The following is a 433-nucleotide window of genomic DNA, read 5'->3' as shown; positions in this document are numbered from 1 at the left end:
ATGACGGCGGGCAGAACGCGCGCGACGGGCCGATCACCGGCACTCACCACGCGGGTCGAGGAGGGAGTCATAGCGCGCATGATGGCCGCGGCGATCTGCGAGCGCCCGGCGTTGCCCGAGCACACGAAGAGCACCGACGCCGGGTGCTCGTGGCCGGCGTGCTCGGCCAGCCAGTGCAGCGCATCGACGCGGTCGGTGGCGAGCTGCGCGGCCAGGGCGCGTGCGTGGCTCGAGGGGTGGTCGAGGTGCCGATACCGGCGAAGGCTGTCGACGACGATGTCGTGCACGGCCTCGTCGGCGACCGCGCCTTCAGCGCGACCGATGAGGCGATCGGTCAGTCGTTGGATGAGCGCCAGAGTGTCGGGAGCATGCAGAGTCGTCATGACGCGCCCGCGCTGCCCGTGATCGCCCGCCGCTCTGCCCCCATGCAGAC

General features: G+C 71.6%; 1 protein-coding gene. It reads right to left on the bottom strand.

Going from position 1 to position 433, the window contains the following annotated elements:
- Positions 1 to 287 (bottom strand): arsenate reductase/protein-tyrosine-phosphatase family protein (locus tag ACLD7X_RS19100; RefSeq protein WP_425625527.1); only part of this gene is annotated, 287 nt, incomplete at its 3' end.
- Positions 288 to 433 lie beyond the last annotated feature (146 nt).

Origin of the sequence: Aphanothece microscopica RSMan92 (assembly GCF_046613545.2) — a bacterium.
Classification (GTDB): Bacteria; Cyanobacteriota; Cyanobacteriia; order PCC-6307; family Cyanobiaceae; genus NIES-981.
Note: the sequence above shows the minus strand (reverse complement) of the source record. Positions and strands in the feature narration are given on the sequence as shown.